The sequence below is a fragment of the Polaribacter sargassicola genome (genome assembly GCF_021991835.1).
GTDB lineage: Bacteria > Bacteroidota > Bacteroidia > Flavobacteriales > Flavobacteriaceae > Polaribacter > Polaribacter sargassicola.
The window spans coordinates 1-23906 of record NZ_JAHDAU010000005.1 but is presented as its reverse complement, the minus strand read 5'-3'; the positions used below and the strand labels follow the sequence as shown (position 1 = coordinate 23906).

The following is a 23906-nucleotide window of genomic DNA, read 5'->3' as shown; positions in this document are numbered from 1 at the left end:
CATTTTACTTTGGATAACAAATAAAGTGTTTTATAACAGGATTTGTGAGTGCTTGTAAATTTAATTGATCGGATGCTTTAGCAATGTCTTTAATTTTTCCTTTTTTGTTTAAAATATAAATTGGCTTATTTTGTTGATATGCTTGATTTACTATCTTTTTAGAAAAAACAAAAAACTTTACTTCTTCGTTATTTAAGTCTAGCTTTTTAGCAATTTTACCTAACTTCTTATTAATTTCTGCTTCTTTAAATTCTTTCTGTTGCATTTCTATCCTCAATAATTTTCTATCAATTATCATTTTAGATAATAAAGACAACACTTTATCTTCATGATTTATCCATTCTTTAATGGCTGATAACACATCATAATCATCTAAAGTAGCAAACATGTTTAAAGTTAAATCATCAAAATTTTCTTGATTTATCTGATTGTATAAAAAATATTTTAATGATGTACTAGCATACAACTCTACACCTTTTCCAGCTAACTCTTTTGCTCTAGAAAGTACATTAACTAACATATTTTCTGCAACCAAACCTGTTTTATGTAAATATACTTGCCAATACATTAAACGCCTAGCTATTAAAAATTTTTCTACAGAATAAATTCCTTTTTGCTCTATAACTAATTCATCTTCCTTTACATTCATCATAGCTATTAATCTATCTGATGAAATATTTCCTTCTGTTACACCTGTATAAAAGCTATCTCTTTTAAGGTAATCTAACCTATCTATATCTAACTGACTAGAAATTAATTGGCCTAAAAATTTTCGATGATATTTACCCTCAAAAACTTCTATTGCTAAACTTAATTTTCCTTTAAATTCTGTATTTAATTTCTTCATAAATTTTAACGAAATTTCTTCATGAGAAATTCCGCTAACAATACTATGCTCTAATGCGTGTGAGTATGCTCCGTGCCCAATATCATGTAATAAAATAGCAATGTAAAGTGCATTTTCTTCTTCATTAGAGATTTCTACTTGCTTAAAACGTAAAACTTGTACTGCTTTTTGCATTAAATGCATGCAACCAAGTGCGTGATGAAAACGAGTATGATTTGCGCCAGGATAAACCAAGTTAGAAAACCCCATTTGTGTAATTCTTCTTAATCGCTGAAAATAAGGATGTTCTATAATATCAAAAATTAAAGTATTTGGTATTTGGATAAATCCATAAATAGGATCATTTAAAATCTTTAATTTATTTGGTTTTTTTTTCTTCAAAAGAGATGTTTTTGCAATAATGTGCAAAATACAAACATTATTTTTTTTGGCAATATTTTATCATTTTGAAAAATGATATAAGTATAACAATTAATTACTTTTATCGTTAAATGTTAAAATTATAAACGAATATGAGTAATATACAAATATTATGGGTTGATGATGAAATTGAATTATTGAAACCTCACATTCTTTTTTTAGAACGTAAAAACTATAAAGTTACTACCTGTACTAATGGTGCAGATGCAATTGATTTTGTAGATGAACAAAATTTTGATATTGTTTTTTTAGATGAAAATATGCCTGGTTTAACAGGTTTAGAAACACTTGCAGAAATTAAACAAAAAAAGGCAAATTTGCCTGTTGTTATGATTACAAAGAGTGAGGAAGAGTATATTATGGAAGAAGCTATTGGATCTAAAATTGCCGATTATTTAATAAAACCAGTAAATCCCAATCAAATTTTATTAAGTTTAAAGAAAAACTTAGATCACTCTCGTTTAATATCAGAAAAAACAACATCTAATTACCAACAAGAATTTAGAAAAATCTCTATGGATTTGGCAATGGTAAATTCTTATGAAGATTGGATTGAATTATATAAAAAACTTATTCATTGGGAACTTGAGTTAGAAAACATTAGCGATCCCGGAATGCTAAGTATTTTAGAAAGCCAAAAACAGGAAGCAAACAGTCAGTTTTTTAAATTTATTAAAAAAAATTACGAAGATTTCTTAACATCGCATGATAAACCTACCTTTTCTCACACTCTTTTTAAAGATTACGTAGTACCTAATTTAACTAAAAACCAAGGAGTTTTATGGATTGTTATAGATAATTTACGTTACGATCAATATAAAATTTTAGAACCTTTTATTAATAATCATTACAAAAAAGATCAAGAACATTCTTATTTTTCAATACTACCAACAGCTACACAATACGCAAGAAATGCTATTTTTTCTGGATTGTTGCCTTCTGAAATGGAAAAACGTCATCCTAATTTCTGGAAAAATGATACAGACGAAGGCGGAATGAATTTGTATGAAAACGAGTTTTTATCTGCACAAATTAGACGTTTAGGTTTAAATATTAAGCATGAATATTATAAAATTACCAACCTAAAAAATGGTAAAGATCTTGCAGATAATTACAACGGCACAAAACAAAACGATTTAACTGCTGTTGTTTACAATTTTGTTGATATGCTTTCGCACTCTAAAACAGAAATGGAAGTAATTAAAGAACTAGCTGGTGATGATAAAGCATACAGAAGTTTAACTTTAAGCTGGTTTAAAAACTCTCCGTTGTTCGAAATTATACAAAAAGCACAAAAATTAGGACAAAAATTAATTATCACAACAGACCATGGTACCATTAATTGCAAACATCCTACAAAAGTAATTGGCGATAAAAATATAAGTGCAAACTTACGTTACAAAACAGGTAGAAGCCTTTCTTATGAAGAAAAAGATGTATATGTTGTTAGAAATCCTAAAGACATTTTCTTACCAACAATTGCCATGAATGCACCTTTTATCTTTGCAAAAGAAGATTTATTTTTTGCCTATCCAAATAACTTTAATCACTTTGTAAAATACTATAAAAACACCTATCAACACGGAGGCATCTCGTTAGAAGAAGTTATTATACCTTGTGCGGTTTATAGCCCTAAATAAAATAATTTTAAGAAGCTTTTTCCTGCTTTCACTACTCGCTTTTTTCTTATGCTTATTTTGGTTAAAATCACTTTTTATTAAAAAAGCAATTGCATTCTTAAAACAGATTGTTTACTAATTTTAGCATAAGAAAAAGAGCTCAAACAAACCGTTCAATCAGGGCTAAACTTGTTTGCCAACAGAATTACATTTAAATAAATCTTATAAGTTTAAAATACTTGTAAGATTTATTATTTTTGTAGCTATGAACAAAAACTACTCTTTAGAAGACCTAACTTCTGTTGCTTCTAAACTTATTGCATCAGTAGAAAATAAAACATTATTATTTTACGGACAAATGGGTGTTGGCAAAACAACTCTTATTAAAGAAATTTGTAAACAATTAAATGTTTTAGACAACATATCTTCTCCAACTTTTTCTTTGGTAAACGAATATCAAACAACAAACGAAGAAAAAGTATATCATTTTGATTTTTATAGAATTACAGACGAAGAAGAAGCTTTAGACATTGGTATAGAAGATTATTTTTATAGTAATAATTGGTGTTTAATTGAATGGCCAGAAAACATAGAAAATTTATTACCTTTAGAAGCCGTTAAAATTCATCTAACTATTTTAGAGAATGAACAACGTAATATTCAATTAAAATAATCTAAATATGAGTTCATTTTCTCCTTTTAGTAAAGAAGAATTGCTACCACAAACAGAAATGCTAGAAATAAAAAAGCAAAAAGGTGAACTTTTTATAGGCTTACCAAAAGAAACTTATTTAGGCGAAAAAAGAGTTTGTTTAACACCAGATGCCGTTTCTGCTTTATGTTTTCATGGTCATAGAATTGTTGTAGAAACTGGAGCTGGAGAAAATGCAAATTATTCTGACAAGGAATATTCTGAAGCTGGCGCAAAAATTTCTTATAATGTAGAAGAAGCTTTTAAATGTAAAATAGTTTTAAAAGTTGCCCCACCAACAGAAAAAGAAATAGAATATATGAACCCACAAACAATTCTAATTTCTTCTCTACAACTAAAAACACAAAATAAAACCTATTTTGAAAACTTAGCTAAAAAAAGAATTACAGCTGTTGCTTTCGATTATATAAAAGACGAACACAATACGTACCCAATTGTAAAATCTTTAAGTGAAATTGCTGGTACTGCTTCTGTTTTAATTGCTGCAGAATTAATGAGTGGCACTAACAAAGGTAACGGTTTGCTTTTAGGTAATATTGGTGGTGTTCCGCCATCTAGTATTGTTATTTTTGGAGCAGGAACAGTAGGTGAACATGCGGCAAGAACTGCTTTGGGTTTAGGATCTAGAGTCAAAGTTTTTGATAATTCTATTACCAAATTAAGAAAACTACAACAATCTTTAAACTCACCAATTTACACATCTACATTACAACCTAAATCAGTTGCAAAGGCATTAATGCGTTGCGATGTAGCTATCGGTGCAATAAGAGGTAAAAATAGATCGCCTATTTGTGCTACAGAAGAAATGATAGAGACTATGAAAGAAGGAGCCGTAATTATTGATGTAAGTATAGATAGAGGTGGTTGTTTTGAAACCTCTAATGTTACTACACATAAAACGCCAACTTTTGTAAAACATGGAGTTGTCCATTACTGTGTACCTAATATTCCTGCACGTTATGCTAGAACAGCATCACTATCTATTAGTAATATTTTTACACCATATTTATTAAATATTGCAGAAGAAGGTGGTTTTGAAAATGCTGCTCGTTTTGATAGAAGTTTAAGAAATGGTATGTATTTTTACCATGGAATTTTAACAAACAGAACTGTAGCAGATTGGTTTGATATCCCTTTTAGGGATATAAACCTACTAATCATCTAATAAAAACTCTTAGAATTATTAACATTCTTTATTTTTATCTATTTTAAATTTATCAAAAAAATAATTATCAATATATGACACATTTAACATCAAAAATAAGTTACTTAAAACTATTTATTTTTGCCTTCTTTTTTGTGATTTCATCTTCTATATTTTCTCAAACAGTAAGTGTTGACGATACATCATACACAACAGACAACCTTGTAGAAGTACTTTTAGGCAATACTTGTGTACCTTTTTCAAATTCTAATTTTTCTTCTAATCAATCAGTAGGTTATTTTAATAATAATGGTGGAGATTTCCCGATATCCGAAGGTGTTATTATTAGAAATGGTTTTGTAAGATATTCTGGAGGTGAATATACTGGTGATAATATAAGTACTACAATTTCTACAAATGGAGATGCTAGTTTACAAGAAATAAGTGATAATGAAACCGATGAAGACTTTGATCTTACAGATACTGCTTTTTTAGAATTTGAATTTACACCAATAGGTAATAATTTTAATTTTAATTACATTTTTGCATCTAATGAATATGGAAAAGAACAATGTGAAAGAGGAGATCTTTTTGCTATTTTTTTAACTAACGTTAGTACAGGTGAAACTACTAATATTGCAACGGTTGCAGATAACAAAAGTATTTCTGTAAGAAATATAAGAAGCGGAGAATATAATGTTAATTGTTTTTCTGAAAATGCAGATTTATTTAGCACATATAATTTAGATCAGTTAAATGATGATGATGATACAGAAGTCCCTGCTGCTAACACTATAATAAATATGAAAGGGTATACTACATTATTAAATGCATCTGCTACAGTAATACCTAACCAAACATATAAATTAAGGTTTGTTATAGCTGATTATAATGATTCTGATTTTGATTCTGCTGTTTTTATAGAAACAGGTAGTTTTGATGGATCTTTAGATTTAGGTGAAGATACAGAAATCTGTGGAGGAGAAGAAATAGTATTAGATTCTGGTTTTTCTGGAATATCTGGTTTTAGTTTTGAATGGAAAAAAAATGGTGTTCTCTTAAGTGAAAACGGACCTACACTTTCCGTTAGCGAACTTGGAGAATATTCTCTTTCTGTTTCTAATAGTACTTGTACTCTTACTGATGAAATAATTATATCTGGTTTTGTTGCTACAAAACCAAATGATGTTCAAATCTGTACAGAATCTTCTACTATTAATATTACTTCACAAGTAGATATAAACACAATATTAAACGGGGCAAATTCTTCTGATTTTACAATTAGTTATTATACATCAGAAACAGATGCTAATAATTATGTAAATCAAATTACAGACCCTACCTCTTACCAAATACCTAGCAATAACTTTACTTTATGGACAAGATTAAGTAATGATAATTACACCGATTGTTTTGATGTGGTAAGTTTTGGTGTAAATATTGATCCTTTACCAGCTGTAGATAACCTAAGCGATGTTTACGAATGTACTGAATATACATTACCTTCTATAAGTAATGGTAATTATTACAGTGGATCTGGAGGAACAGGAAGCTCTTTAAACCCTGGAGACAGAATAACGTCAACAAGAACAATTTATATATACAACAATAATGGCATTTGCTCTAATGAGACAAGTTTTACAGTAAACTTTAGTAGTGATTTTGAAATAGAAAAAGAACAATGTGGTAGTTTTGAAATTCCTAACACTCCTTTAGGTAAATTTTATACCGCAGAAAATGGTGGAGGAACTGAAATTACAGCAGGTACAATAATTGAAAACGATACAACAATTTATTTTTATTCAGTAGGGTGTTCAATAAGCAAAGAATTTAATATTACTATTAATGAAATACCTCCTTTAGATACTTTTGATACTATAATTACTTGTAACTCCTATACATTCCCTAAAATTACAAATGGTGGTTATTTCAGTTTTCCAAATGGTGAGGGACGGCATTTTTCTGAAGGTGAAGTATTTACACAGTCTAGAGGTTTTTATGGATATAGTATTGACCCTGCTACCGGTTGTACAAATAATAGCTTTTTTCAATTAATAATCATAAAACCTGATACAATAGAAAGAGAGATCCAATCATGTGGTACATATATAGTCCCAGACTCAAATTATGGTAATTTATACTCTGATAATTCATACCAAACTATAATTCCTCCAAATACCGAAATCACAAATTCACAAACAGTATATTATTATGTTCCAAATATTACAGGTGATAACTGTACAGGTTTTGAAGTAAATATAATAATAAATGATATACCCGTAGTAGACTCTTTTGAAGACATAACTAGGTGTGAAAGTGAATTACCGACATTACCTGTTTTAACAAATGGGGAGTATTACACCAAAACAGGAGGTCCGGATTCTGAAGATCAAGAATTAATAGCAGAAGGCTCTGAAATTAGTGAAACCCAAACTATTTATATCTATAACTCAAATGGTAATTGTGATGTCGAATCTAGTTTTAAAGTTACTATAATTCCTTTACCAATTATTCCTTCTGTTTTCGATCAAGATATTAACGAGTGTGAAACTTATACCTTACCAGAACTTGAATTCGGAGGTAGTTACTATACAGAAAGTGGTGGACCAAATGGAACAGGTACTCAATTATCTGTGGGTGATGCTATTTTAGAATCACAAACTATTTACATTTATAATGAAAGTGAAGATTTAGATGGTTGCTACAATGAAAAATCTTTTTTTATAGAAATTTTAAAAACTCAAGTAGATGTTTTAGAAGATGTTAAAACATGTGATAGCTCTTATATACTAGAACCTTTAAATGTAGGAGAATATTATACAGAACCAGAAGGAGCCGGAACAAAATTATTTGCAGGTGATATAATAAACACTACACAAACAATTTATATATATAAGGATGACCCAAACTTTATTCCTTGTCAAAACCAGAGTTCTTTTACTGTTACAATGTATACAACACCTACATTAGACCCTATAAGTGATTTAGAATCTTGTGGATCTGTAACATTGCCTACCATTACAATACCAAATACTATCGTAGAATTCTATTTAGATGATGCTTTAACTGAAATCATTACCCCTACAGAATACACAATTACAGATGCTGGAACAAGAAATATTTATGTAAAAGCTTACCCAGAAGGAAATCCTGATTGTTATATTCAAGATATGTTTACTATAACAGTTCATCCTCTTTTAGATTTTAATATACAAGATGGCGCTATTTGTATTAATCCTGATACAAATGAAGTAACAAATCCTTATTTATTAGATACACAATTAGACCCTAGTTATTATGATATAAAATGGTATTTTGAAGGAGAATTATTAAACAATACATCTATTTCTAGTTGGCAAGCTATAGAACCTGGTACATATACAATAGAAGCAACAGTTATAAACCCTATTAGTAATTCTGATTGTGATTACAACACTATAGATGTTATTGTAGAAGGCTCTAGCCCTGTTTTTGAAATTAATTTCTTATCAAACAATTTTTCTGACACTTATGATATAGAAATAAATGCTGTTAATGAAGGTGCTGGTGACTATGTTTATGCTATAGATAGTGGTGAGTTTCAAACTTCAAATCAATTTGATAATATTATTCCTGGTACATATAACGTTATTGTAAGAGACCTTACTGGCACTTGTAGTGATATCACTTTAGAGCTTATTGCTTTAGATTATCAACGTTTTTTTACTCCAAATGGAGATGGAGTTAATGATACATGGAATATAAATGATTTAAAAAATGATTTAACTGCCACTATTACAATTTATGATAGATACGGAAACCTAATTAAAACCATTAAACCTAGTGGATCTGGATGGGATGGTTTAAATAATAATGGAAATAAAATGCAAAATACAGATTATTGGTTTTTGTTAAAGTACACAAAAGAGGGACAACAAGCTACATTTAGATCTCATTTTTCTTTATTAAGAAAATAGTTTATCTGACTTTAAACTGAATAAAAAGGCTAAATTTGCATTTCAAAATTTTATCATGTTAATAAAAAGGATTACTTACTATTTAATTGGTTTAACTATAGGTTCTATTGGAGTGTATTTTTTCTGGCAAAAAAAACAAGCAACCTTTGATTATGGTCCTGATGCTAGAACGTTAAAAAGCATTAGAATTAAAGAACGTTTGTTTTCCGATGAAGCTAAAAGAACTATGACTAAGTTTGATATAGATACTTTAAAAATATCTAATATCCTCTATAATGGTGACGTAGATTTTAGCAAAGGAAATCCAAGAAAAAAACCATGTGCAGAGTATTTTATTACAGGGAATGATAGCTTAAAAAATATTAGCCTATGGGTTAAGCGTTGCGATTCTACATCTACTATAGAAAAAGTGATTGTTAATTAGTTTATATAAAAAGCTAATTAACAATTACGATATTTATCATTAAGACCAATATTATTTAAGATCATTGGTATAATTTTTTGAAGTCTTTTCTGTTTAGTTGTTTCTCTTTTTGCTTCTAAAATAAAGTTACAAAATTCTCTTTGTTTAGATAATGTAAACTCATCAAACAAAATTTTAAGTTTTGTATTTTTAGAAAACTCCTCTTTCAATTCTAAAGGTAAAATAATAGGTTTTGTGTTTTTTTGAGGTTTAATTTCTTTCCCTAATTCAGAGTTTTCTATTGCTTCTAAAACATAGCTTTTAACCAAATCAACATTAATTTCATCTAAACACCCAAACCTCATTTGCCTCAATCCTTTTGTTTTATCTTTCTGAGCATTAATTAAAATATTACTTTTATCTTTTAAGAAAACTCCTTGATGAAACCAAATACCACAATAATTCTTAAAAGCAGATAAACCTAAAATATTTTTCCCTTTATAAACATAAGCAGGAATTCCCCACTTTATATCTTCTTCTAAAGGCAATTGCAACATTACACTACGCAATGTTTTTAATTCTTCACTCCATTTTTTATTTAAATTAATATATTCTGATACTTTAGCATTCATACGTATTATTTATTTAATTTACTTAAATAATGAGCTTCTATTTTATCTACATTTTTAATAGTTTTTTTTACCCAATCAAAATATAAGGTTTCTTTTTCTTCTTTTGTTAACTGCCAATTTACATTAGAATTTCTTAATTTAGTTGTTACATCTTGTAAGATAATTGCGGCAGCTACAGATATATTTAAACTTTCTGTAAAACCTACCATAGGTATTTTTAAAAAACCATCAGCATGCTCTTTTACGTAATCAGAAACTCCCTCTGCTTCTACTCCAAACACAAATGCAGATTTTTTTGTAATATCAAAATCTTGTAATAAACAAGAATCATTATGAGGTGTTGTTGCTATAATTTGATATCCTTTATCTCTTAAACTATCTAAACATATTTTTGTATTATTTCCGTCTGTTTTATATCGTTTAGATGTTATCCATTTTTGAGAACCTTTTGCAACATGTCTAGAAACTTTATTGGTATATTTATTTTCTATGGCATGTACATCTTGTACACCAAAAATATCTGCTGTTCTTACCACAGCACTTGCATTATGTGGCTGAAAAATATCTTCTAAAACTACAGTAAAATGCCTTGTTCTATCTTCTAAAACTTTTTTAAAAAGCTTTTTTCTTTTGTCCGTTAAATACCCTTCAAAATATTTTAATAATTTATCATCAATCATAATTACAAAATTAGTATTTTATTATTATTTTTAACTTAAAAGTAATTTTTTATGCGAATGAAAAAATTAGTTGTTTTAACTGGAGCCGGAATTTCTGCTGAAAGCGGGATAAATACATTTAGAGATGCTAATGGATTGTGGGAAGGACATGATGTTATGGAAGTTGCTACTCCAGAGGGTTTTGCTGCAAACCCTAAACTTGTTTTAGAGTTTTACAATCAAAGAAGAAAACAATTATTAGAAGTAAAACCTAATAAAGCACATTATAACTTAGCTGATTTAGAAACTTCTTTTGATGTACAAATTATTACACAAAATGTAGATGACTTGCATGAAAGAGCTGGTAGTAAAAATGTTACTCATTTACATGGAGAATTACTAAAAGTAAGAAGTTCTGTTGATGAATCTATTGTTTTAAAATGGACAAAAGACTTGTTTTTAGGAGATTTATGTGATAAAAAATCTCAATTAAGACCACATATAGTATGGTTTGGAGAAATGGTACCAATGCTTAATAAGGCAATAGAAATTACCCAAAAAGCAGATATTTTAGTAATAATTGGTACTTCTATGCAAGTATATCCTGCAGCAAGTTTAATTAATTATATAAAACCCAATACACCTATTTACTTTATAGATCCTAAACCAAGTGTTTCTGAAAGTAATTTTAAAAATTTAAAAATTATTAAAGAAGTGGCTAGCTCTGGTACAGATAAATTAATATCAATTTTATAGGTAAAAAACTTTATTTTTTATTTCCTCCTTTATAATGCCAAGCTATTTGTCCTAATTGTCCAACAATTTTTACAGAATCTTTCATAGATAACTTAGATCCATCTGCATGAACCCATCTTTTTAAAGGTTGTTCGCATAAGATTTCTTTTGCTTTTTCTAAACCATAATGACGAGTTACTCTTCTAAAAATTTCAACATCAAAAATCCACTGAGTTACAAATTTGTCTTTAAAAGAAATATCTATAACATCTTTATGAAAGATTTTTGCACCACATTGTGTGTCTTTAAAATCCATCTTTAAAATACTTCTAATAATATAATTAATAGTCATACTAATTATTTTTCTGGCAGATTCTTTAGTTATATTTGCTCCCATTCTACTAATTCTAGAGCCACTAACTATCATATAGTTAGAATTTTCTATTGTTTTAACTAAATCATCAAAATCGGCTAAATCTGTAGATAAATCTGCATCTAAAAACCCTATATAATCTAAATCTTCTTGTTTAGACATATACAACATCCCTTGTCTTACAGCTTCTGCTTTACCTCCATTTTTTTCACAATCATATACAGTAATAAAATCTTCTCTACCTTTTCTTAAATTATTTAAGACTTGTAATGTATTATCTTTACTACCATCATTAACAAAACATAAATGATAACCTGTGTGTTGATCTATATAATCTGTAAATTCTTTGCTTAACAACCTTTCTTCTTCATTATAACAAGGTATAACAACCCCAACACATCTTTCTTGTATAATTGTGTTTGAGTATTTTTTTGTTGCATCCATATTTTCTGGAGCTCCAATTAATCTTTTTGTTCTTAAACCTACTTCTGTTAAACTTAAAGGTTTTTTCATGTAATCATTTACACCTAACTCAAAACCTTGAGTAATCATATCATCATCTGTATTACCAGATAAAATCATAATTGGTGTATTCGATTTTTTTTCTTCTCTAATATATTTAACAATTTCTAACCCAGATATTGTTGGCATATTAATATCAACAATTACTAAATCTGGTTGAACAGAATCATACAATTCTATTCCTTTATTAGCATTAGTTTCAGTTATTACTTCATATCCCATTTCTTTTAATCTAATTTCTAATGGGATTAACACTAATTTTTGATCATCAATCGCTAATATTTTCATATAGGAGGGTTAGTTTTATAAATTATAAATTCAAAAATAATATAGATTTCTCTTATTTTTTTCTACTTTGCTTTAAAGGTAAGAAAACTTGGTTAAAAAGCAGTTTACTTAAGTTAAAAAAACTATACTAAAATATTTATATTTACCATATATAAGGGTAATTACTATTAATGAAAGAAAAATCTAATAAATACTTAATTACAGCAATATTATTGGCCATAATATTTCATGGTTCTTCAATTTTCTTTACATTAGAGACAACCTATGATGCTTTAATTCATTTATTTTTTGCAGAACATTATGCAAGTAGCTGGTTTGAACCTTGGAATTATAAATGGTATACTGGTTTTACTGTACAAAGTTATCCGCCTTTAGTTCATCAAAGTATTGGAGCCTTATCTTTAATTGGTGGTTTAAAATTTGGACTGTTTACTGTTGCTTTAATTGCAATTTTATTATTTGTAACGGGTACTTACAGGTATTCTTTACTAATTACATCTAATAGAACTGTTGCTGGTTACTCATCTCTTTTAGCGGTTTTTTCATCTTCTTTTGTAGAAACTTTACATATTTTTGGGCAACTGCCTAGTATTATTGGTGTTTCGGTTTTAATGCACTCTTTACCAGAAATTTATTTATGGCTAAAAACAGGTAAATACAAATACTTATGTACATCTCTTTCTTTAATTTCTGTAACAGTTACTTCTCATCATGTTACTCCTATTTTTGGTATGGTATTTTTTATCCTTCCATTAGTAGGTACTGTAATTATGGATATTTGTAGAGAGCAAGTTAACTCTTATAAAGAGATTAAAATTTCTTTGTTTTTAAAAGTTTTTGTAGCACAATTAAAAAGAAATTTAATTTTTTGCATTTCTGCTATATTAATTATAGTATTCTGTATTTTTCCTTACTGGTTAAATTCTAAAAAAAACCCAATTACACAAGTTCCAATTCCTCACGGATCTAGAGATAATTTTTTAGAAGTAACTTCTTCTGGCTTGGTTTTTTTCACAATTCCTTGGGGACTTTTATTATTTATTTTACCTTATATTTTTTACCGATACTTTAGTAAAAGATATTTATTTTTTGGTATTTGTTTTACCGTATTGGTAATTTTAGGAACTGGAGGAACAACACCAATTCCTCTAAAAGTTTTAGGGGAAACCGCTTTTAATATTTTAACATTAGATAGGTTTACACTTTGGGCCTCTATAATGTCTATACCAATATTTGGCGAGTTTATTTATAGATTTGTAGAAGGAGATTTAAAAACTTTAATTCAAAATAAGTTTGGGGCTGTTTACCACAGATTATTAGGTGGTATTCTTGCAACACTATACGTTTCTATGGTAATTTTTACAATGAGTTTAGGTTACTTTAGGCCATCGCAGCCTCAAAAAATAAAAATGCTTCCTATCGTTAATTTTTTAAGTCAAGATTCTCACGATCATTGGAGGTTTTTAACATTAGGTTTCGGTGATCAAATGGCTTGGTTATCTGCACAAACAAATGCTATGAGTGTAGATGGTAATTACCATTCTGCAAGACGTTTGCCAGAATTAACAACAAGACCAATAGAGCGTTTAGAAAACTCAAAATTTAAAGGTGTTGCTGGTATTGGTTCTTTACAACAATTTTTAACAACACCAGAAAAATACAATTTAAAATATATTTTTTCTAACGATAAATTTTATGATCCCGTATTATTTTTCTGTGGATGGCAACGTTTATCTCAATTAGAAAATGGTATTATGGTTTGGGAAAAATTAAATGTACCACCTGTTTCTTCTATTTTACCTAAAGAAGATGTGCCTGCTTGGGTAAAAATAATTTGGGGTACAATACCTTTTTTAACTGTACTTATTGCCTTTATTTTTAATGTACAATCTTTATTTGTTAATAGTTTAAAAACAAAAATTAAAGAAGCTCCTGTATATTTTAAATTTAAGGTAGATTATATAAAGTTTCCTAGAATTATTTTAAAAGCATTCCATATTTGGGCTATCTTTTTAATTATTGCAATTTCTTATGGTTGTTATATGTTTTATATTAAAAATGATACACAAAGATCTCCTAAAAATGTTGTTAAAGCTTATTATGATGCAATAGACTTTAAAGAATTAGAAAAAAGTTTTACATATATAGACCCAGAAGATGAACTCTCTTATGCCCAATACTTATTAGAAATTTCTGTTACAGATGGTTTACTAAGTTCTTATGCTAAATTAGATGCAATTACATCTAAAATCACCAAAAAAACCGATAGTTTAGCTACTTTAAAAGTAGAAACAAAATGGATTACTCCTTTAGAAAAATTAACAAAAACAGAATTTAAAACAGCTGTAAAAAGAAAAGGTAAATGGTATATAAAACCAACTAGAAAATCTATAGACCTACCACCTGATCAATTATACTCTAAAAATACAACCGGTTATTTTAATCAAGGTAGACGAAGAATTACAACAGAACAAACTCATCATGAAGATGTTTTAAAGCAGCCTGTTTTAGAAATTGTTACTGCTAAACTAATTAAATTTAACAATCGTTATTCTATTATTGGAGAAGTGCAAAATATAGATAACGTTCCGTCTGATGTTGTTTTAAAAGGAACACTGTATAATGACGATGATAAAAATTTAGCTACATACAATGCTAAACATATTTTAAAACACAAACTAATGCCAAAAGAAATTAGTGCTTTTAGAATTAATTTTGAAGGAATTGCTTGGTCTAGAACTCAAGATTCTATTCCTGATACATTTAATCCTGATGAATTTACACCTATCGAATTAAGTGAACAACCTACAAAGTTTAATTTACAAGCTGCCGGTAACATATCTAATTCTGATTTGTATAAAGACATTGTTTTAAGTGAAATAAACATAACACCTAATAATATTAATGGAACTCTATTTAATAGTGGTATTCAAGAAATAACAGTACCTCAGGTAATTTTTACTTTTTATAATGATAAAAAAGAGATGATTTGGGTAGATAACTTATTTTTAAAAGAAGGTATAAGACAAGAAAGAAAGTTACGTTTCAATTACCAAATACCTTTAGATGCTAAGATAAAAACAATTAATGATGATATGAGCTTTTGCTTTGTAAATGGCTTACCAAACAAAGATATTGCTCACAAAATAATACCAAAAAGAATCGAAAATCACACCTTTAATAAATTACAAAAAATAGATCATCCTATTTTTAGTTATGTTAAAGTAGAATTAAATTTTTATGTAGGTAATCCAAAATAATGAAATTGAAACAAATCTATTTTCTACTTTTTTTTCAATTAGTAATTATCTCTTCTTTTTCTCAAGAAATAATTACTAAAAACACACTTGTATCATTATTATCAACACAAACAGAATATACTGTAAGCGATAAAATTATACTAGATTTTAAGACTAAAGATAACAATAACTACACCTTATACTGTTCTAATAGTTATGGCTCTAGTGTTATTAAACCAATTATTTCAGAAGAAAAAATTTCTTTTGAAATACCCTTTTTTTTATCTAAAAAAAGAGGAATCTTATCTTGGAAATTAATTAACAACAAAGAAATTCTTTCTGGTAATATTACTTTAAAACCAAAACAACAACCAACATCAATAGAAACATATTTAGGTCCGCCCAGTATAGATGCTGGTGGCTTAGATTACACAATGTTAGTAGTTATACCAACTGATAGTTTAGATAACCCAATTATTGATAATAGCAAAGTAACTGTAAAACATCAATTCTTACAATCAGAAAAAAAAGAAGCTATTTTAACCGATAAATTAATTGGTTATAAAAATATATATTCTCCTACAAAAAGTGGAAGAATGATTATTTCTTCAGAATCTTATGGTTTAAATTCTAAAGAATTTGATGTAAATATTATGCCTGCAATTGCTACAGATTTTAAAATTTTTGTTGATAGAAATCATGAATATGCAGACGGAAACCAAATAACTACATTTTATACTTCTATTATTAGAGACAAAAACAAAAATATTATTAGTGATGGTAGTTACATAGAGTTTTATATTACAAATAAAGAAGGAGGCATTTTAAAAACAGCTGCTACAACTATAAACGGTGTTGCACATGCTAAAATTATACATCCAGATTTTGAAGATATTTGGAAAATAAAAGCTTACTTTATTGGTATTGCAGAAAGTAATACATTAACAATAAAATATAAAAAAGTTATCGATGATTATATTGTTTCTTTTAAAGAAAATAATAGAGTTGTAAATGTTGGACCTTTAGAAAGTTTTATGGGACAAATTATACCAGATGGTTTATCTGTTAAATTATCTATCTATAAAAAAGATATCTTAATTAATGCTCTTTACAAAGAATCTAACAACGGTTTTGCAAGCTTTTTTCTAGATCCTAATATTTATGAAAAAGGGCAATATCAAATTATAATAGAAACTGCAGGAATAAAAAAAGAATTTAAAAGTTTTAAAATATGGTAAAAACAAACAAAAGAATTCTTAGAGCAGTTTTAATGCTAACTTATTTAATGATAACTGGTGTATTATTATTTTTAATCAGCTCTATTTTTAGTTTTTTAAATACAGGTGCAGACAGAAGTAAAATGCTACATACAGAAGTAAAAAAAGTAGACCAATATTTACCTAAAATTTCTTGGAAACTAGATGGTAATGAAGGTAGAGAAATTAGCAAACAAAAACTAAATGCTGTACAAAATGATTATATAGATTCTTGGTATGTAAAACATATTGCATACAAAACCAATACAAGAGTTGGTATTAAAGATTATTTTACAGAAAGTGCAAGAAATAACATTTATGATATTTTAGATTACAATAAATTAAACAACACTTCTATTCAGTCTACTACTTTACAACACAATTTAGATATTGAGTTTTTTAGTGAAGATGGGCAATTAATTGTTTTAAAAGATACAAATGCAATAGAATATAAAAAGGTTTTTAAAGATGATAAACTTGTTTTAGAATCTACGGAAGTTTCTGATTACAAGTACGTTTTACTGTTAGAAGATGGTTTTTGGCGTGTAAGACACATGGTTAAAGAATCATCAGAAAAATTTAAAGACATTTCTCAAAAAACCCCTATTAGCTACACAAATATTAAAGGCATTAATTATTATCCACAAGCAACACCTTGGGATATGTATGGTGATAAATTTGATATTAATATTATAGAAAAAGATTTTAATATTATTAAAAAGGCTAATTTAAATTCAATAAGAATTTTTGTGCCTTATGAAGACTTTGGTAAAGCAAATGTAAAGTGGGAAAAATTAGAAAAACTTAAACAAGTATTAGATATTGCACTAAAAGTAGATTTAAAGGTAGTAGTTACTTTATTTGATTTTTATGGAAATTACGATGTTTTAGATTGGACCTTAAACCAAAGACATGCAGAAACAATTGTTGAAACCTTTAAAGATCATAACGCAATTTTAGCTTGGGATGTTAAAAATGAACCAAATTTAGATTTTGATTCTAGAGGAAAAGAAAACGTAACTGCTTGGTTAGATTTTATGATTATCTTAATTAAAGATATAGATAAAAATCATCCTGTTACTATTGGTTGGTCTAATACAGAAAGTGCTACAATTTTAAAAGAAAAAGTAGATGTTGTTTCATTTCATTATTACGAAGACATTGCTAATTTTGAAAAAGAATATTTAGATTTAAAAACCAAAATAACAGACAAGCCAATTATTTTACAAGAATTTGGCTTATCTTCTTATGGTGGTTTTTGGAGACCTTTTGCTAGTTCTGAAGAAGACCAAGCATTATACCACAAAGAAATACAAAATATCTTAACAAAAAATAATGTACCTTTTATGTCTTGGACCTTATATGATTTTGATATTGTACCAAAAGAAGTTTTAGGTAAACTTCCTTGGCGTACAAATCCTCAGAAAAAATTTGGTTTTATAAATAATAAAGGAGAAAAAAAATTATCTTATAAATATATTTCTAATTAAAATTTAACTCTTTTTAGCTATAATTTTTTCAAATTCTTCTAGGTAAATATTAGTTATTCTTTCCATAGGATATGCAGTTGCTGCTTTATAATTTGTTTCTCCTAACTCAATTCTATAAGCTTCATTAGTTACAATCGCTTTAATTGCATTGGCTAAACTCTGTACACTTTCTGGTTCAAAAAACTCTCCTCTATAACCTTCATCTTCTATTAAAGTTGTTAAATCTCCTAAATTTGGCATTACTACAGCTTTACCATAACTACCCGCTTGGTGCAAAACTCCAGAACTACCAGTTGTAGATGTATACGGAAAAACAACTACTGCACTTTCTACAAATAAAGGTTCTACCTGGTTTTCTTCTACATAACCTGTAAATGTAAGTTGAGGCACATGTTTATAAGTTTCTTTTGCATTTTCTAAATAACCTGGTACATTAGGGTTATCTGTACCGGCAATTACAATTTCTAAATCTAAAGCTGTTTCTTTTCTTACAATCTCTACAGCTTCAATCATAGATTCAACTTTTTTATAAGTTCCAAATTTACCAAAAGCCATTATTTTCATTGGTCCTTCTGGTAATTTTTGAGAAGGATTTTCTGGTATTTCAAACGTTCCATGAGGAATCATTTTAACATTATCTACTTTATATTTATCCACTAAAGTAGTAACATATTTATCCATAGTAACAGCTACTAAATCTGCTTTTAAAATTAATTTAGTTAATGTAGTTCCTATAAAATTATATATTTTTTGAGCCAATTTATTGGTTGTAAAACCAGCGCTTCCTAAATCTACTTGCTCTAAAATATTATGTAACAATACAATTGTAGGTATTCCTTTTAGTTTAGACATTAAAGGCAAGGCTAAACCTAAAGCTGCCACAACTTTTTTATCACCAAATTTCATAAATTGTAAGTTAAATAATATAGCATCTGGTTTTGTTTCATTTAAAGCTTTTATTACTTTAGTTGTGTTGCCGTAACTATTAAACTTCCAACACTCTTTAACCGTAATTTTACATCCTTTTTCTGTAAAATTAATATCTTTTGCTTCTGGCGTTTCATCTGTAAGTAAAATTAACTCCGTTACTTTTTCACTTTGCCTAAAACTCTTTACCAAATGGTATGCATATTCTGTTAAAGTTACTTTACTAGGTGGATATGCAGTTACAATAGCTAATTTCATTTTATTAATTTTTTTTACGACTAATACTTTTATCTTTTGAGTATTTACACTTTACTTTAAATTACTAATTTTTTATTTCTTTTGTTGATTTAGAATCTTTAAAAAAGAAAAAACTTAATTGTACAATTAATAACAAAACCATTGCTATTATTTGTACATGAACAACTTGTTCTAATGAATTATGAAAGAGAACAACCAATATTATTTGTAACATTCCAAAAATACCAGAAAGTACTACCGGAACATATTTATCTAGAGATAAGTAATAATATGCAAATATGTTAGATATTGCAAAAATACCTGTTGCTGATGCATATTTCCATAATAATGAAGACACTGATATATATTCATTACCAAATAATATTTTAATTATCTCATCCGGAAAAAGAAAACAACTAATAACAATTGTTGCTGCAATAACACCAATATATACTACATATTTTAATAAAATTGGTAAGGTGTCTTTTCCGTCTTTTTTTAATTGAACCACTTTTGGTAACAATAACATTACAAACATCCAAGCTATAAAATAAACAACTCTACCTATTAATGCCAATGATGCGTATAAACCTGCTTCATAAGATTCAAAATAATGTTTAACTAATAAGATATCACTATTATTTATTATTATCTGTGTTAACTCATAAAAAGCTGTTATTATAAAAAAGTTTTTAACTATTTTTTTTTCTGAATCATCTAATTTAAAAGGCTTAAATAAAGATAAATTACCTTTCTTAAAAGGGATTAAACCAAAGATAAAAGAACAAAAAATACCAATAGCTATAATTAAAGAAGAATCTACTTCTAATAAATATAACAAGGTAAATGTTAATAATAAACGACTTATCATTTCTGATTGATAAGTAATTGAAAGTGATTTTAATTCTTGTTTTCCTTGAAAAACACCTCTGTTAACACTCATTAAAAAATAAAAAGGAACACCTAAACCAAAAATAAGAAACATAGTAGAAGATGTTGTTCTAAAAAAACTTTGTAATTGAGATGAAAATATAACAATTAAGATTCCTAAAAAGACACCTGTAAACAAAGCATTTTTATAAATTTTAGAAATAAAGCCTGTAAAGACAGAATCTTCAAACAAAACCGAAAATTTAGCTGTTACTAACTGAAATGTCATGGCAACAAAAGAAAGTACTAGTAAAAAAGTTATTAAAATTGCTGCATCGGCAAACTTTTCTGGGCCTAAAACTCTACCCAATACCAAATTATATAAATAGTTACCACCATTAACCAAAAGAACACTTAACATAAATAACTGCTCTGGCTTTATACCATTTTTTACAAATCTAATAATTGGTCGCATTTTATTTTTTTTACAATAGCTATTTTTACGAGTATAATTTAATCATAAATTTCTTAAAAATGATAATCTACATTACAAAATGTTAAAAACATTTAAAATTTCAAATTTAAATCATCTAAGAAAAAATATTTTCTTTTTTAAAATGCCAAAACTCTAAATATCTAAATTAAAAATTATTCAATTATCGTTTAAAAACAACAATATATAGTCTAATGATAAAATACTAATGCTTAACTTGCATTTGAAATCTTTTTTACTATGAAACTACTATATTCTACACTTTTTTTCTTTCTTTTTTTTAGTCTACAAGTTTTTGGACAAAACATGAAAGAAGGTTTTACATACTTAGAAACTGGTAAATATCAAAAAGCCGAAATCTTTTTTGAAGATATACTAAAAGAATATCCTACTAATAAAACTGCTATACTTTGTTATGGTAGAGCTGTTGGATTAAATGGAGATGCAACAAAAGCTACATCAATTTTTACAGATCTTTTAAAAGATTATCCAACAGACTTTGAAGTAAAATTAAATTATGCAGAATCTTTACTTTGGGGCAAAAATTACCCAAAAGCAAAATTATATTATCAAACACTTTTAAAAGAAAACAATAAAAGTTTTGCTGCTTTATTAGGTTATGCTAATACTTTATCTAATTTAAAAGAATTTGAAGAAGCTTTAATTAATGTTGATAAAGCTCTTGTTGTTATTCCTGGAAATCCTAACGCTCTAGTTTCTAAAAAGTACATGAGATTAGGTTTAGCTAATTTAAAAGTACAAACTAGAGAATATAATATTGCAGAAAATTTATTAAAAGAAAATTTAAAAACATTTAATAATGATAAAGAAACTTTGTTAAACTTAGCAAATCTCTATCTAATTTCTAATCAGATTGAAAAAGCTAAGAAAACTTATGAAATTATAGGAGAAAATAAGGAAAATAAACTAATTTCTTTAAACGGAATTTCTTTAGCATATCATTTAAAAGGTAATGAAAAAAACGCATTGAATATTAGTGAAAAAGCATTGAATAGCATAGATGAAAACACTTCTGAAACGTTAAAAAATCAAACAATAGAAAGAAATATTCAGGCTTTAATTTGGAATAAAAAATATGCCGATGCTGAATCTGAAATTAATAAACTTTTAGAAAATAATGAAGATCCAAAAAAATGGATACTTTCTTTAAGAGCAACACTAAATATTTACAAAAGTGATTTTAAAAAGAGTTTAACAGATTACAATTTAATATTAAAAAAAGATAGTGCTTCTTTTGATGGAAATTTAGGAAAAGCAAATGCACTAAAAGCTTCTGGTTACTTTAAAGAAGCATATAAAAGTGCAGAAAACACCTTGCTTTTTTATGAAAATCAAAAAGATGCAACCAATTTTATAAAACAATTAGATTTAAGTTTTACACCTAATGTAGAAACTAAAGCAACATATTCTTTTGATAACGGAGATAATAAAGCATATTCTTACACTGCTAATTCAGAAATTCCATTTTCTACAAAATTTAAATTATTAGCCAACTATAACTACAGAACTACATCTAATGATGCTACTAATTTAAGTGCAATAACAAACAATTTATTATTTGGTGCATCTTATCAATTATTAAACAATTTAACCTTAAAAGGTAGTTTTGGTGTTACAGCCTCTAATTCTGATGAAAATAAATACAACCAATTTATAACTGATATTTCATTAAACATAAAACCTTTTAAACTTCAAAATTTAGAAGTTGGATACAAAAGAGATGTTCAGAGTTTTAATGCAGCTCTTTTAAATGAAGAGATTGTTCAAAATAACATGATTTTAAATTACAGTTTAAACACTAACTTTAACTTAGGTTGGTTTACACAGTATTACTACACTTTTCAAAGTGATGATAATGCTAGAAATTTATTATTTACCTCTTTATATTACAATATATTAAGCAAACCATCTTTAAAAGGTGGTATAAACTATCAAAATATTTCATTTAAACTTCAGGTACCAGAAACTTATTTTAGTCCAAGTAAATTTAATGCCGTAGAAGTTTTTATTGATCTTATAAAAGATGAAAATGCAGCAAAGAACAAAGAGTTGTTTTATGGATTAACAGCAGCTACTGGTTTGCAATATATAGAAGAAGATGATGCTTTAAGCACTTATAGAATACAAGGTAAATTAGGATATAAATTTTCTGAACGTGCACTTATCAATTTTTACGGACTAAAAAGTAATATTGCATCTGCAGTAGCAACTGCTGGTTCTACTGGATTTACCTATACAGAATTCGGATTCCGTTTTAAATGGATTTTTTTAGATAAACCTTTGTTTCAAAAATAAAAAAAAGGTAAAAAAGAACTTTTTACCTTTAAAATATATTTCAACCAATACCAAATTAAACCATTTTTAACACCTTTAGTAATATGTAATTAACAGTACATTAATTTAGATTTTCTAGAAAGTAACTTCTTATAAACATTATAAGCTACATTATCTATAACTAAAGATCTTTTATTTTCTTCTTTTGTAACCTCTTCTTTTTCATCTTCAGAAACTTCTAAAAGAGATTTTAAAGACACTTCTTGTTTTAACAATTCTACTTTACTATCCTTTACCAAACTAGAACTTGTTTGTGCATTAACTGTTGCTGAGATAGAGAATGTAATAACTAAAAGAAGAAGTATTTTTTTCATAATATTTGTTTTACACTTCAAAGGTAATTATCATTCTAAGTGATTTGCTGCCTTTTTCGTTATATGCACTCTAACTGTAGGTAAGTTGTAATATATTATTAGATAAAGTAGTTTGCCTAAGTTTTATAAAAATAGAATTCATAAAAAAAGGTAAAAGAAAAATCTTTTACCTTTAAATGTATATAAATCAAATTTAAACTATTAACAGTACATTAATTTAGATCTTCTAGAAAGTAACTTTTTATAAACATTATAAGCTACCGTATCCATAACTAAAGATCTTTCATTTTCTTCTTTTGTAACCTCTTCTTTTTCATCTTCAGAAACTTCTAAAAGAGATTTTAAAGACACTTCTTGTTTTAACAATTCTACTTTACTATCCTTTACCAAACTAGAACTTGTTTGTGCATTAACT

18 protein-coding genes are annotated in these 23906 nt (G+C 27.3%); 10 read left to right on the top strand and 8 right to left on the bottom strand.

The genetic code is table 11. The features are described 5' to 3' along the window. Positions 1-4: 4 nt before the first annotated feature. On the bottom strand, positions 5-1228 hold the full coding sequence (locus KI686_RS09255; protein WP_237589000.1) for an HD domain-containing protein: 1224 nt from the start codon (positions 1226-1228) through the stop codon (positions 5-7). Between the two features lie 131 nt (positions 1229-1359). Between KI686_RS09255 and porX the strand changes: the two genes are divergently transcribed. The 5 genes from porX to KI686_RS09230 all read left to right on the top strand — a co-directional run bounded on the left by porX (position 1360) and on the right by KI686_RS09230 (position 9122). Beyond that, a complete protein-coding gene (porX, locus tag KI686_RS09250; RefSeq protein ID WP_237588999.1) occupies positions 1360-2907 on the top strand; it encodes a T9SS response regulator signal transducer PorX in 1548 nt (515 codons plus the stop codon). A gap of 244 nt (positions 2908-3151) precedes the next feature. Further along, a complete protein-coding gene (gene tsaE, locus KI686_RS09245; RefSeq protein ID WP_237588998.1) occupies positions 3152-3559 on the top strand; it encodes a tRNA (adenosine(37)-N6)-threonylcarbamoyltransferase complex ATPase subunit type 1 TsaE in 408 nt (135 codons plus the stop codon). Between the two features lie 7 nt (positions 3560-3566). Then, the gene (locus tag KI686_RS09240) at positions 3567-4763 is read left to right on the top strand and encodes an alanine dehydrogenase (RefSeq protein ID WP_237588997.1); all 1197 of its coding nucleotides are present in this window, start codon (positions 3567-3569) and stop codon (positions 4761-4763) included. Positions 4764-4837: 74 nt separating this feature from the next. Continuing rightward, a complete protein-coding gene (locus KI686_RS09235) occupies positions 4838-8698 on the top strand; it encodes a T9SS type B sorting domain-containing protein (protein ID WP_237588996.1) in 3861 nt (1286 codons plus the stop codon). A 55-nt stretch (positions 8699-8753) separates the two neighbouring features. Beyond that, entirely contained in the window at positions 8754-9122 is a 369-nt protein-coding gene (locus KI686_RS09230) for a DUF4258 domain-containing protein (protein WP_237588995.1), read from the top strand. A gap of 17 nt (positions 9123-9139) precedes the next feature. Here KI686_RS09230 and KI686_RS09225 read toward each other — a convergent pair whose 3' ends face one another. Both KI686_RS09225 and KI686_RS09220 read right to left on the bottom strand, forming a co-directional pair. After that, positions 9140-9733, bottom strand: coding sequence for a YdeI/OmpD-associated family protein (locus tag KI686_RS09225; protein WP_237588994.1), 594 nt, complete (start codon positions 9731-9733; stop codon positions 9140-9142). Between the two features lie 5 nt (positions 9734-9738). Then, positions 9739-10413, bottom strand: a complete 675-nt coding sequence (locus KI686_RS09220; RefSeq protein ID WP_237588993.1) for a TrmH family RNA methyltransferase — start codon at positions 10411-10413, stop codon at positions 9739-9741. A gap of 57 nt (positions 10414-10470) precedes the next feature. Between KI686_RS09220 and KI686_RS09215 the strand changes: the two genes are divergently transcribed. Then, complete coding sequence (locus KI686_RS09215) at positions 10471-11148, top strand: SIR2 family NAD-dependent protein deacylase (protein WP_237588992.1); 678 nt, start codon at positions 10471-10473, stop codon at positions 11146-11148. A gap of 10 nt (positions 11149-11158) precedes the next feature. Here KI686_RS09215 and KI686_RS09210 read toward each other — a convergent pair whose 3' ends face one another. Further along, complete coding sequence (locus KI686_RS09210; protein ID WP_237588991.1) at positions 11159-12310, bottom strand: response regulator; 1152 nt, start codon at positions 12308-12310, stop codon at positions 11159-11161. Positions 12311-12480: 170 nt separating this feature from the next. On the opposite strand from KI686_RS09210, the gene KI686_RS09205 reads away from it, so the two are divergent. From KI686_RS09205 to KI686_RS09195, 3 genes are read left to right on the top strand one after another with little or no spacing between them, the layout of a single operon-like run. Further along, positions 12481-15570, top strand: a complete 3090-nt coding sequence (locus tag KI686_RS09205) for a putative glycosyltransferase family protein (RefSeq protein WP_237588990.1) — start codon at positions 12481-12483, stop codon at positions 15568-15570. Continuing rightward, positions 15570-16787 (top strand): hypothetical protein, encoded by a 1218-nt coding sequence (locus KI686_RS09200; RefSeq protein ID WP_237588989.1) that lies wholly within the window; start codon positions 15570-15572, stop codon positions 16785-16787. The genes KI686_RS09205 and KI686_RS09200 overlap by 1 nt, the downstream gene beginning before the upstream one ends. Further along, complete coding sequence (locus tag KI686_RS09195) at positions 16781-18295, top strand: glycoside hydrolase family 2 TIM barrel-domain containing protein (protein WP_237588988.1); 1515 nt, start codon at positions 16781-16783, stop codon at positions 18293-18295. The genes KI686_RS09200 and KI686_RS09195 overlap by 7 nt, the downstream gene beginning before the upstream one ends. A 3-nt stretch (positions 18296-18298) precedes the next feature. Here the strand turns inward: KI686_RS09195 and KI686_RS09190 are convergent, their stop codons facing one another. Then, positions 18299-19480 carry a glycosyltransferase gene (locus KI686_RS09190; RefSeq protein WP_237588987.1) on the bottom strand — a complete coding sequence of 394 codons (1182 nt, stop codon included), beginning with the start codon at positions 19478-19480 and terminating at the stop codon, positions 18299-18301. A gap of 64 nt (positions 19481-19544) precedes the next feature. Continuing rightward, complete coding sequence (locus tag KI686_RS09185; RefSeq protein ID WP_237588986.1) at positions 19545-20804, bottom strand: oligosaccharide flippase family protein; 1260 nt, start codon at positions 20802-20804, stop codon at positions 19545-19547. Between the two features lie 258 nt (positions 20805-21062). Between KI686_RS09185 and KI686_RS09180 the strand changes: the two genes are divergently transcribed. Next, on the top strand, positions 21063-23138 hold the full coding sequence (locus KI686_RS09180) for a tetratricopeptide repeat protein (protein WP_237588985.1): 2076 nt from the start codon (positions 21063-21065) through the stop codon (positions 23136-23138). Between the two features lie 89 nt (positions 23139-23227). On the opposite strand, the gene KI686_RS09175 is transcribed toward KI686_RS09180, so the two are convergent. Both KI686_RS09175 and KI686_RS09170 read right to left on the bottom strand, forming a co-directional pair. Next, complete coding sequence (locus KI686_RS09175; protein ID WP_237588984.1) at positions 23228-23491, bottom strand: hypothetical protein; 264 nt, start codon at positions 23489-23491, stop codon at positions 23228-23230. A 201-nt stretch (positions 23492-23692) separates the two neighbouring features. Further along, on the bottom strand, positions 23693-23906 hold a 214-nt coding region (locus KI686_RS09170; protein WP_237588983.1), incomplete at its 5' end, for a hypothetical protein.

What these genes read in the sequence shown, in the direction of transcription:
- porX (WP_237588999.1), top strand. Translation starts at nt 1,360, where the DNA reads ATGAGTAATATACAAATATTATGGGTTGATGATGAAATTGAATTATTG.
- tsaE (WP_237588998.1), top strand. Translation starts at nt 3,152, where the DNA reads ATGAACAAAAACTACTCTTTAGAAGACCTAACTTCTGTTGCTTCTAAA.
- KI686_RS09240 (WP_237588997.1), top strand. Translation starts at nt 3,567, where the DNA reads ATGAGTTCATTTTCTCCTTTTAGTAAAGAAGAATTGCTACCACAAACA.
- KI686_RS09235 (WP_237588996.1), top strand. Translation starts at nt 4,838, where the DNA reads ATGACACATTTAACATCAAAAATAAGTTACTTAAAACTATTTATTTTT.
- KI686_RS09230 (WP_237588995.1), top strand. Translation starts at nt 8,754, where the DNA reads ATGTTAATAAAAAGGATTACTTACTATTTAATTGGTTTAACTATAGGT.
- KI686_RS09225 (WP_237588994.1), bottom strand. Translation starts at nt 9,733, where the DNA reads ATGAATGCTAAAGTATCAGAATATATTAATTTAAATAAAAAATGGAGT.
- KI686_RS09220 (WP_237588993.1), bottom strand. Translation starts at nt 10,413, where the DNA reads ATGATTGATGATAAATTATTAAAATATTTTGAAGGGTATTTAACGGAC.
- KI686_RS09215 (WP_237588992.1), top strand. Translation starts at nt 10,471, where the DNA reads ATGAAAAAATTAGTTGTTTTAACTGGAGCCGGAATTTCTGCTGAAAGC.
- KI686_RS09210 (WP_237588991.1), bottom strand. Translation starts at nt 12,310, where the DNA reads ATGAAAATATTAGCGATTGATGATCAAAAATTAGTGTTAATCCCATTA.
- KI686_RS09205 (WP_237588990.1), top strand. Translation starts at nt 12,481, where the DNA reads ATGAAAGAAAAATCTAATAAATACTTAATTACAGCAATATTATTGGCC.
- KI686_RS09200 (WP_237588989.1), top strand. Translation starts at nt 15,570, where the DNA reads ATGAAATTGAAACAAATCTATTTTCTACTTTTTTTTCAATTAGTAATT.
- KI686_RS09195 (WP_237588988.1), top strand. Translation starts at nt 16,781, where the DNA reads ATGGTAAAAACAAACAAAAGAATTCTTAGAGCAGTTTTAATGCTAACT.
- KI686_RS09190 (WP_237588987.1), bottom strand. Translation starts at nt 19,480, where the DNA reads ATGAAATTAGCTATTGTAACTGCATATCCACCTAGTAAAGTAACTTTA.
- KI686_RS09185 (WP_237588986.1), bottom strand. Translation starts at nt 20,804, where the DNA reads ATGCGACCAATTATTAGATTTGTAAAAAATGGTATAAAGCCAGAGCAG.
- KI686_RS09180 (WP_237588985.1), top strand. Translation starts at nt 21,063, where the DNA reads ATGAAACTACTATATTCTACACTTTTTTTCTTTCTTTTTTTTAGTCTA.
- KI686_RS09175 (WP_237588984.1), bottom strand. Translation starts at nt 23,491, where the DNA reads ATGAAAAAAATACTTCTTCTTTTAGTTATTACATTCTCTATCTCAGCA.